The sequence below is a fragment of the Anoxybacillus sp. CHMUD genome, from assembly GCF_013096965.1.
Lineage (GTDB): Bacteria > Bacillota > Bacilli > Bacillales > Anoxybacillaceae > Anoxybacillus > Anoxybacillus kestanbolensis_A.
This window is the reverse complement of record NZ_SDLG01000027.1, coordinates 17554-28036: the sequence shown is the minus strand read 5'-3', so window position 1 is coordinate 28036 and position 10483 is coordinate 17554. Positions and strand designations below refer to the sequence as shown.

The window sequence follows — 10483 nt, the reverse complement described above, 5'->3', positions numbered from 1 at the left end:
AAGCGGACGTTTGTTTGTGTCTAACACAAAAACCATAGGGTTCTCCCCTTTCCTCTGCATAAAGCAGGTCATATTCTCCTCGACCATGTTATAGATGCTTGTTATGTGCAAGACACTAGCGCTACCCACCACGCTTGTTTAACCTTGCACGACAGAGGAACGGGCTGGAGAAGTACCCGAACGTGTCATGACATCTATAACGTAGGCTCTGTTTCAAGCCTTGGTCTGGTCAACATGGGGCTTACAAGCCCACGACTTTAGTCGTTGGGTTGTTGACCTCGATACTCTTGAATCATTCTTTCGAAATTCGCTCCCACAACAGTTCCTCCCTCTTATTCCATAAATAATTTAAAATATTTTTATTTTATAGGATAAATTTGCAGAATTTATGGATTTCAATAAATTGTAACGGTTAGGAATAATTTTATTTTTATTGTGAAATTCGTCACAGCGACTAAATATTTTTGCTAATATCATGTCTTCAAACACAATAAAACAAAAGGAGGAAATATTTGATGCGTAAAACGATCATTGCGTTGTTAACCTTATTGACGATGTTTATGTTTGTTTTAGGAGGTTGCGGAGCGAATTCTCAAAAAAACAACACTACTTTAGGTGAAAACAAACAGGCCGCAGCCACCAAAAAAGAGCAAAGAAAAGAAACGAAAAAATATTACTTCGTTGCTAATGAAGGCGGAAGTATTTCAAAAATTGATGTAGAAACGAATCAAGTGGTCGCAACAATCAAAGTAGACGGTGCGGTTCATAACGTCCAAGTTTCTCCTGACGGAAAAATTCTCGGCGCTACTTTAGTTCCGGAAATGCAACATGGAAATGATCAATCAATGGATATGAAAGGAATGGCGTTGTTTTATAATACAGAAACAGACGAATTAATAAAGAAAGTGGAAGTGGGGAATCACCCTGCTCATATCGTTTTCACCGAAAATGGAAAGTACGCTCTCGTTACCAATAATGAAGACAATAACGTTTCAGTCATTGATATGGCGAGCTACTCAGTCATCCAAACAATTCCAACTGGAAAAGGTCCGCATGGTTTCCGGATCTCTAAAGATAGCCGTTATGCGTATATTGCCAACATGGGAGAAGATAGCGTCAGTATCCTCAATTTAGAAACGACGAAAGAAGAAAAGAAAATAAAAGTAGGATCTACTCCTGTAACAACCGGTATTACCTCGGACGGTAAAACATTAGCCGTAACGTTAAATGCAGAGAATGCCCTCGCCATTGTTGACTTAGCAAGCGGTAAAGTAGAAAAAGTTCCGGTCGGTCGGGGACCAGCCCAAGTGTACATGGATCCTGACGATACATTTGCTTATGTAGCCATTCAAGGGACGAAAGATGCACCGTCTCATTCCGTAAGCAAAATAAACATAAAAACGAAACAAGTAGTTGCCACAATTGAAACAGGCAAAGGAGCGCACGGAGTTGTCACAAGTCCGAATCAAAAATATGTTTTCGTCACCAATATGTTTGACAACACGGTGAGTGTCATTGATAAAGAGCAAAGCAAAGTAATCAAAACGATTCAAGTAGGTGAAATTCCGAACGGGATCAGCGTCATGCCGTAAATATAAATAAACAGCAGGTTGAGTTTTTAAACCTGCTGTTTTTCTTTTCTATTTGCTGAAATTTACGCATAAAAAAGCACCGTAGTTTTAAGCCTACAGTGCTTAAATATATTTGATTAAACCTTGCTACATCATATGATTGTTCATATGTCCTTGTTTCATCATTTGTTGATTCGTTTTGCTATTATTCATCATATGTTCCATCATATGTTCCATCATTTGATCCATATTTTTAGTATTTCGACACTGTTCGTACATCTTTTGTAATTGTTCTTCTGAGAAGTTTGGATGCATTTGTTTCATCATTGGCAACATTTCTTTCCAATCATTATTATCATTTTTATTTGCTGCAAAAACAGCTGTAGCTAATACAAAAGCTGAAACAAGTACGAGCAAACCTGAAATAAATTTTTTCATTTTTTCAACACCTCCATCCTTTTCTGGTTTTAGAATAAAGGAGAATTATGGAGAAAGTGTTCATAAACATTTACAATTTCTTGTCTTGGATTATTATTTGTTAATTGGATATTTTCGAAAAATGGACTAAATTCCTCCCAAATTTTACATAAAAGAGAAAAAGCCTAATAAAGGCTTTTTCTCGAAGGTTTAGACAATGTTATTTTCGGTTCATTTAACAGCTATTTATCTGCATTCATCAATACAGGATATTAATCTCTTTTCAATGTCTTCCGCTAGTTTTTTCAGTTCTTCATGATTCATCATGCTGATTAACATGGTTGGTTTTGGCATACCAATTTTTGTTGTTTCATTTTCTTTATACACCACGATTTTGCACGGGAGAAAATAACCTGCTAATAAGTTTTCAGAAAGCACACGCGCTGCTTCTTGCGGATTACATACTTCCAAAATCACAAATGGTATTGGAAAATCGAATCCTTTTTCCTGCAGTTTTTCCGTTACACTAAATTTCCACAAAACTCCAAATCCTTCTTTTTTCAAGCTTTCTTCCAACATCTTTATCGTTTCGTTCATTCCCCTTTGTACTTCAATCGTATAATGAAACACCTTCATCAACCGCCCTTCTCCAACATATTGCATGTTATTTCACTTTAGTTGTATGTAAAACTAAACAATAATATAAATGAAAAAAGCCGAGCATTGTCTCGGCAGCTACTTCACTTTGTTAAGAAACTTCAACGAATCCAACCATACCAGATTCTTTATGTCCAGGAACCGTGCAATAAAAGCGAAAAACACCGCTTTCGACCGGTATGAACCTGATTTCGGCTGTTTTTCCTGGCAAAGAATGAATATGGACTGTTTGATTTTTTGAATGATTCCCATGATAACTTTGTTGTAAAAGAGATACTTTCATATTTTCGAATTCGATATCATGTTCAACTTCACCGCTATTTTTGAGAATTAAGGTTACTGGTTGCCCTACGGTAAGTTTGAAATCTTTAGGGAAGTAAGCAAATTCGGTTGCTTCAATGACTACTTTTTTCGTCTTTGTACTGAAATTCAACGGAGAGCCAGACAGCTTATTATTAGTCATAGAGTGGCTCATATGGGAATTTTTTATGGACACGTTATGACCTTGATCGAGCGTATTATTTAAATGATTATATGTGTAGAAAAACAGCAGAAAGACGATTGATAATAACAATGGATTATGGAATATTTTGTTGATGAAAGATAAACGGTTAAAACCGGTTTCTTGTTGAAGCATGTACAAAACAATACCAATCATCCCAACAAATATGACGAGCATGACACGAATCATTGAATGTTGGTATTCCGGTGAAATCATTTCTCCTAACATCGCTCCCATCATCCCGCCCATAATGCCCGACAAAGCCCCGTCCATCATCGCCATGATACTAACCGGTAAACCGGCCAAAAAACCGGCTAACAATCCAATTCCTGTTCCTAAAACGGTTGAGAAAAAGAGGTTACCGCTATACAAAATCCCGGCCAGCAAGCCACCTGTTAGTCCGACTAGCATTCCTAAAGCCATCGCCACCATCATTCCGACCATACATGTGATTTTCTTTCTTTTTATGAATACGAAAACAATAACAATCAAAGATAAAATCGTTACAATGATTCCAGTTAATAAAATCGACAATGAACGATCCCTCCCTGTAAGTTTTTATTTGTACACATATATGTGGGCAAGCGGTTAGTTAGTCCTTTTTAAATTTATTAAATTAATTCATATGGATAAACGTAATGTCTGGAACAATAGCAGGACTTATAATCCTTTATGTAATGAGGTTATTTTTCAAAATTTTCTTAATTATATTTCCATCAATCTTGGAAATTTATCAAAAATAAACAAGGAGTGCCAACGAATAATTATCAAGACCTAAATTATAAAAAGCCTTAAAAAATAAAGGAGAACACATATTACACATGACTAATATGTGTTCTCCCTTTTTCTTTTTAACTGTAGATGAGCAAATTCGCTAACATAAATTTACAACCAAACAAAAAAGAGACATGAACCCGATTCCTTGATTAGAATAGATGTGCCACAACTATCCACAAGGAGGTTCATGTCTCATGAATAGATTAGCACATCACCAAGGAATTCACAAGTTTTTCACGATGTTGGGGTTGGCCCTTTATTTCTCGAAACCTGTGATGAAGCATCTCGTTCATATCGTGGATGCGCTGACCACCAAAGGATTCGCGGGAACATTGACCGATCTTCATCATTGGAGCTTTCATCCGAACCACCGCACGACACTCAGCCATTTTTTCACGAAAAGCCCTTGAGATGAAGAGACGCTGCTTCGCAAACTTCAACAGTGGATGCTTCGTCGTGTCGAACGCATCGCCAAACAGGAGAATCAACCCCTTTTTGTTTCGATCGATGATACGATTTGCCAAAAAACGAAGCCTTCGTCACAGGCAACGCACGCCATTCAAGGGTGTGATTGGCACTATTCCCACACAGAGAAAAAGTCGATCTAGGGACATTCTCTCGTTTGGCTCATGGTTCATACGATGACCCAGGCTTTTCCCTTTGCGTTCCGCCTCTACGACAAGGCGGCTGGGAAAAGCAAGAGGGAACTCGCGATCGAGATGCTTTCTTCTTTGGATGTACACCGTCCTGTTTATGTGCTGATGGACTCTTGGTATCCATCGCGAACGCTCGTGGAAGCTTGTCTGAAAAAGGGATTCCACGTAATCGCAATGCTCAAGGCCAATCGGCTTCTTTATCCAAAAGGCATTGCGGTTCAGGTGAGGGAGTTTGCCCGCTACATCGAACCGAAAGACACTCACCTCGTCACGGTGGGAGAAGAGCGTTATCGGGTGTATCGCTACGAAGGTGCTCTGAACGGTCTCAAGGATGCCGTGGTGCTGCTCGCTTGGAAAGCCGATCAGCCGATGACATCGGAACATCTTCACTGCGTCTTGAGCACCGACCGGGATCTAAGCGATGAAGAGATCTTGCGCTACTATGCTGCACGTTGGTCGATCGAATGTTTTTTCCGTCAAGCGAAAGACCAGCTGAAACTCGATGGATACCGCGTTCGCGGGCGTCGGGCGGTGAAACGCTACTGGATCTTGGTGCAGCTTGCTTACGTGTACAGCATGTTCGAGTCGAACAGCGATTTTTCTGATGGGCTCGATCTTCTGCGCAAGAGAAAAGGACATAGCCTCGTGGAGTTCATTTACCGTGCAGCGAAACAAAATATTCCCATTGATACCGTTAAAAAACAGCTCCACGTGGCATAAGGGGTACCCTGTTTGTCTCTTTTACATGGTAATTATTGTAATTAAAATTGCTCAACTACAGTAAATTTAGAAATTTGTCCTTATTTCTTCTTGTTTTCTGAACAACATCATTAGGATTATTCCCATATTCTCCTAACATGTACGAGCTTTTTACCATCGAATGATAGTTTATAAATGTCAGGCATTTCAAGTTGCTTCCAAAATTCGAATCCGTATTTTCTGTCGAAATGATTCATAATCAGGACCATTATGTTACCATGAGTACCGATTACTACATTTTTACCCGTATTGTTTTCTAATACTTGTAAAGTAGCATTAACACCTCTTTTTTGGGCAATCTTATTTGATTCTCCACCTTTCCATGAAAAATCATAGTCCTCCCATACTTTAGTAATTGCTACTGAAAAGTCTTGTACAGGCTTTTCTGCCAGTAGGCGTTCTTTAAAATCTTCTATTAACTCAACCTCTTTATTTACGTATTTTGCAATTCCTTCAACTGTCTGAATCGCACGCTTGAAAGGACTTGAAAAGACATGGTCAATATTTTCCCCTTTAAGCAATTCTGTTACGGTATTTGCGTCAGTAAAACCACGTTCAGACAATGGTCTTCCCAATTCATCTGGTGTATATGTAGAATGAGCATGTCTAACAAAATACAGATTGGTCAACAATTTCTCCACACTCCTATTCAATATGTACTTGTAGAAATGGTAGAATCTTATAAAACCAAGTCTACCATAAATGGAAGGTACCGTCAAGAATTTTGTGTAATGTAAAATAGATAGGGTATCTCTGAAATAGATTTAGAATAGAGGGGAGACTGGTTTCCTCCACACAAGAGACTGAATATTCAGTCTCTTGTGTGGAAAGGGAGAATCCCCTTATCTCATTTATTTACATTATTTGGTTAATTGTAACGTTCTTCAAACATTCGTTGAAGGGCTTCATGTGCTTCGGCAAATCCTCGCAACTTTCGCCCTGCCCATTTCTCATTAAAATCTTGGATGGTCAAATACACGACTTTTTCCGCGGCTTCTAAACTGCTCAAACTGTTCATCGGTTTTAGACGTTTCCGAATCTCCTTGATCGTTCGTTCAATGGCATTCGTCGTATAAATCACACTTCGAATACTGCTTGGATAATCCATAAATGTAAGGAGAACATCCAACTCATTGGCCCAAGATTGAACTTCTCTCGGATACTTGCTGGACCATTTCGACTCAAACTGTTGAAACATCTGTAACGCCATCTCCTTATTCGGCGCGCGATAAATCAGTTTGAGATCCTCTGCCACTTCAAATTGATCTTTTTTTCGAACACGGCTGAGGGTGTTACGGACTTTGTGAACGACACAACGCTGCACATCGGCTTTCGGATAAACCGCCTTAAAGGCTTCCTCCAACCCCGGTAGTCCATCGAATACGCCCAGAAGCACTTCCTTGACGCCTCTTTGATAGAGGTGTTGAAGGATTTCCTGCCATACATAGGCGCTTTCTTGTCCTCCCACAAAGAAATCAAGAATTTCGCGATATCCTTCTTCGTTCACCCCTAACACCACATAAATGACTTCTTTCTCCACGGTTTCGCGACGAAGTTTTACGTATAAACCATCCAAATATAAAACCGAATAACGCTGATGTAGAGGGCGATTGTGCCATTTCTCGATGTCTTCCTTCACGACATCGGTAATACGACTGATTGTCGTTGGAGAATAGGCATTTCCTAAAATTCGTTCGATAAACTTGCCAATTTCCCTCGTACTCATGCCACTTTGATACATTTTGATGACGGCTTCCTCGAGCCAACCAGTATGACGTTGGTAAGGGGCAAACAGCTGCGTTTGAAATTCCCCATTTCGATCCCTTGGGACCAAAAGGCCTTCAATTCGGCCATATTGCGTATCTAGATTTCGTTGATAGTAGCCGTTTCTCATATTCGGCGTTCCGGCCTGTTCGATTTCGAGGAAATGTTTGATTTCTTCCCGCATGATCAGTTCTAATTTTTCCTTTACAAACTGACGAATGACACTTTCCAGTTGATTTGCCCAGTCGACATTCGGTATACTTTTGGACATAGGTAGGGTTCTCCTTTCTCTGGAATATTTGGGTTCAATCAGAGAATACCCTACCTTTTTTCTTTTGGTCTAGCAAAATGCTTTACACAAAATTTTATACATCATCATTTAAGTAGCGCCCCTCCTTAATCCCTTATTTCTCTTCTCATTCTTGGATTTTCCGTAAAAGACCTAATTAGAAATTAGAAATTATACTATTGATACCCAAATACACTAGAATATTATATGATAAAATAAAACTTGGAAACCTGTAACTATTCAGCCACATCATAAAGTGAGCTGAATATTTTTTGCTTTTCCTGTCTATGATGTGAATACTGATAGACAAGGAGGTGAATCGCATGTTGACGGTACAACAAGCTGTATTTACAGTTGAGAGCTTAATCGGCAAAGTCCAACAACAAAAACAGCTCATTCATCAACTCGTTCAAGAAAATGAACATTTGCGTCACGAAAACAAACAGCTACGCAAAGAAAATGAACAACTGAAGTACCGCGTTCAAGAGCTGGAAGCACGCACGAAAAAAAACAGCTCCAATAGCCATTTGCCCCCATCTTCTGACCGTTTTCATACCCATTCTTCTCGCAAGCCATCTGGCAACAAGCCAGGCGGACAAGAAGGACATCAAGGAACGACGCTCCGTCAAGTGGAACATCCGCATCATCGTATCGTCCACCGTGTGCATACGTGTCAAGGATGTGGGGCTTCTTTGCGTGAAGTCAAACCGTTCAAAGTCGATATCCGTCAAGTGTTTGATGTCCCTCCTGTGGCGATCGAGGTGACACAACATGAACGTGAAGTGAAATCGTGTCCACATTGTCGATGTGTTCAACAAGCCGAATTCCCATCACATGTCACGAATCATGTGCAATACGGTCCACGGCTCACGGCGCTCGTTGTTTATTTACATCATATCCAATTGATCCCGTACAAGCGTTTAAGTGATACAATCGAAGCGTTATATCAACACTCGATTAGTACGGGAACTCTTGCCAATATGGTGAAACGAGGACGCGAATCGTTGGAATCAAATATGGACATCATCGAAGACGCCTTACTTGAATCCAACATCCTGCATGTCGATGAAACGAGTTTGCACATCAATGGGAAACTCGCATGGGTGCATGTCGCGTGTACATCAAAATACACGTACTTGGCTCCTCACGTTTCTCGCGGAAAGAAAGCGACCGATGACATTGGGATTCTTCCCCGATATGAAGGAACGATGATGCATGATGGGTTCGGTACGTATCCAAAATACACGCAAGCCACCCATGCCCTTTGTCACGCCCATCATTTGCGTGAATTGAAGGGTTTCATCGAACAAGGGCATACATGGGCATCGCGCATGACCACGTTTCTGTTAGCCGCCAAACAGGCCGTCGAAGCTCATCACGGTGCACTTTCCGAAAAAGAAGCGAGACGGTGGGAACGAGTGTATGATCGCATCCTAGAAAGAGCACAACACCGATTGGAAACGAAGACGCCTCTTCCGAAAAAAGCACTCGCTTTTGTTCGACGGCTTCAGAAACGAAAGGAAGAAGCGTTGCGTTTCTTACGTGAAGTACATGTTCCCTTTGACAACAACCAAGCCGAACGCGATCTCCGCATGGTCAAAGTGAAAGAGAACATTTCGGGTACGTTTCGCGAAGAAACATTCGCCCAGTCTTTTTGTATCACAAGAAGCATCGTTTCCACACTGATGAAACACGAAAAAAACGTGTGGGATTCGTTATGTCTTCTGTTGACAGGCGAAACGCTTGATCGCGTTCTTTCTACCACTTAGGGCATTTTCTATTACGGGGATGCCCTATTTGTGTTGCGCTTCTTTACATACTACTATCGGAGTGAATAGTTACGGAAACCTTCCGCAGGCTTAAGAGCAACTTTAGGAGGCTCTTAAAATGCGAGGAAGTGTAAAAAAAGATAAAAAAACAGGTAAATATTATTTTGTAGTCGATATTGGAAAAGACCCATTGACTGGAAAGCGTAGACAGAAAAAGAAAAGAGGATTCGAGACAAAGAAAGAAGCGGAAAAAGCTCTAGCAACTCTGTTAAACGAATTAAGTGAGGGTACTTATATTGAACCTTCTAAACAACTGTATATTGACTATTTTAATGAATGGCTAATAAGCAGAGAACACCAATTAAGCATTCAAACAATAAAAGCGTACAAGTCTTATCTAAAGACACATATCTCTCCAGCGTTAGGACATTTACAACTCAGCTCATTAACGCCCTTGCACATTCAAAAGTTCGTAGCAGGACTAAGAGACAAAGGATTATCAGAGACCACTGTAAAACGCATTTTTAATGTAGTGAATGCTTCGTTAAATAGTGCCGTTAAAATGGAACTACTTAAGAAGAATCTTGCTTCATCTATCGAAAAACCTAAATGGGATAGTAAAGAAATTACAATATGGAATCTACAACAAGTGACTGCATTTCTTAAGGTTGCAAAGTCTAGCCACTACTACACAGCGTTCCTACTTGCAATAATGACAGGAATGCGCCAAGGTGAAATTTTGGGATTGCGTTGGAGAGACGTAGATTTCAAAAACGAATGTCTCTATATAAGACAAACTCTCACACACGATGGAAAAGGATTTAAAGAGGGTGCTAAGAGCAAAGCTGGTAATCGTTCAATTGGTTTGGATGCCAATACACTTTCCGCTCTTAAACAACAAAGAAAGATAGTCATTGCAAACAAGCTAAAGTACGGGAGTGCCTACAATGACTTTGACCTTGTTGTTTGCACATCTAAAGGAAAACCCATCAATCCAAGAAATTTACTAAGAACATTTGACAACTTGATTACCAAAGCAAATCTACCTAAAATCCGATTCCATGATTTAAGACATACACATGCAAGTTTAATGCTACAACAAGGAGAAAATATCAAGCTCATATCAGAGCGATTAGGTCATAGTAGCGTAAAAATCACACTGGACATTTATTCACATGTTTTACCTAACATGCAAAAAGAGGCGTCTAAACGTCTTGCAAGTCAACTGTTTAATAGCTAGAGAATGCTGTATCTGTGACCAAAATTGTGACCACGAGAACGAGCTGAGTTCGTTTATATAAAAACAAAAAACCGCAAATCCT

8 protein-coding genes and 1 pseudogene are annotated in these 10483 nt (G+C 39.9%); 4 read left to right on the top strand and 5 right to left on the bottom strand.

Annotation, left to right across the window (positions count from 1 at the left end; genetic code table 11):
* The first annotated feature begins 515 nt into the window (after window positions 1–515).
* On the top strand, window positions 516–1592 hold the full coding sequence (locus tag ETB99_RS13635) for a YVTN family beta-propeller repeat protein (protein ID WP_171700837.1): 1077 nt from the start codon (window positions 516–518) through the stop codon (window positions 1590–1592).
* 126 nt (window positions 1593–1718) lie between these two features.
* On the opposite strand, the gene ETB99_RS13630 is transcribed toward ETB99_RS13635, so the two are convergent.
* The 3 genes from ETB99_RS13630 to ETB99_RS13620 all read right to left on the bottom strand — a co-directional run bounded on the left by ETB99_RS13630 (window position 1719) and on the right by ETB99_RS13620 (window position 3681).
* Window positions 1719–2009: a hypothetical protein gene (locus tag ETB99_RS13630; RefSeq protein WP_171700836.1), complete on the bottom strand. Its 291-nt coding sequence runs from the start codon at window positions 2007–2009 to the stop codon at window positions 1719–1721.
* Between the two features lie 225 nt (window positions 2010–2234).
* Window positions 2235–2618: a DUF302 domain-containing protein gene (locus ETB99_RS13625; protein WP_043968598.1), complete on the bottom strand. Its 384-nt coding sequence runs from the start codon at window positions 2616–2618 to the stop codon at window positions 2235–2237.
* Window positions 2619–2736: 118 nt separating this feature from the next.
* Window positions 2737–3681 carry a plastocyanin/azurin family copper-binding protein gene (locus tag ETB99_RS13620; RefSeq protein WP_171700835.1) on the bottom strand — a complete coding sequence of 315 codons (945 nt, stop codon included), beginning with the start codon at window positions 3679–3681 and terminating at the stop codon, window positions 2737–2739.
* 437 nt (window positions 3682–4118) lie between these two features.
* Here ETB99_RS13620 and ETB99_RS13615 point away from each other — a divergent pair.
* Window positions 4119–5300: pseudogene (locus ETB99_RS13615) on the top strand (IS701 family transposase).
* A gap of 116 nt (window positions 5301–5416) precedes the next feature.
* On the opposite strand, the gene ETB99_RS13610 reads toward ETB99_RS13615, so the two are convergent.
* Window positions 5417–5971, bottom strand: coding sequence for a histidine phosphatase family protein (locus ETB99_RS13610; protein ID WP_129000932.1), 555 nt, complete (start codon window positions 5969–5971; stop codon window positions 5417–5419).
* A 236-nt stretch (window positions 5972–6207) separates the two neighbouring features.
* Entirely contained in the window at window positions 6208–7374 is a 1167-nt protein-coding gene (locus tag ETB99_RS13605) for an IS256 family transposase (RefSeq protein WP_171700834.1), read from the bottom strand.
* A 341-nt stretch (window positions 7375–7715) separates the two neighbouring features.
* On the opposite strand from ETB99_RS13605, the gene tnpC reads away from it, so the two are divergent.
* Both tnpC and ETB99_RS13595 read left to right on the top strand, forming a co-directional pair.
* Window positions 7716–9161 carry an IS66 family transposase gene (gene tnpC, locus ETB99_RS13600; protein WP_171700833.1) on the top strand — a complete coding sequence of 482 codons (1446 nt, stop codon included), beginning with the start codon at window positions 7716–7718 and terminating at the stop codon, window positions 9159–9161.
* A 118-nt stretch (window positions 9162–9279) separates the two neighbouring features.
* The gene (locus ETB99_RS13595; RefSeq protein ID WP_128999899.1) at window positions 9280–10401 is read left to right on the top strand and encodes a site-specific integrase; all 1122 of its coding nucleotides are present in this window, start codon (window positions 9280–9282) and stop codon (window positions 10399–10401) included.
* The last annotated feature ends 82 nt before the right edge of the window (window positions 10402–10483 follow it).

Coding starts and splice junctions, on each gene's coding strand:
- ETB99_RS13595 (WP_128999899.1), top strand. CDS start 9,280: ATGCGAGGAAGTGTAAAAAAAGATAAAAAAACAGGTAAATATTATTTT.
- ETB99_RS13635 (WP_171700837.1), top strand. CDS start 516: ATGCGTAAAACGATCATTGCGTTGTTAACCTTATTGACGATGTTTATG.
- tnpC (WP_171700833.1), top strand. CDS start 7,716: ATGTTGACGGTACAACAAGCTGTATTTACAGTTGAGAGCTTAATCGGC.
- ETB99_RS13605 (WP_171700834.1), bottom strand. CDS start 7,374: ATGTCCAAAAGTATACCGAATGTCGACTGGGCAAATCAACTGGAAAGT.
- ETB99_RS13630 (WP_171700836.1), bottom strand. CDS start 2,009: ATGAAAAAATTTATTTCAGGTTTGCTCGTACTTGTTTCAGCTTTTGTA.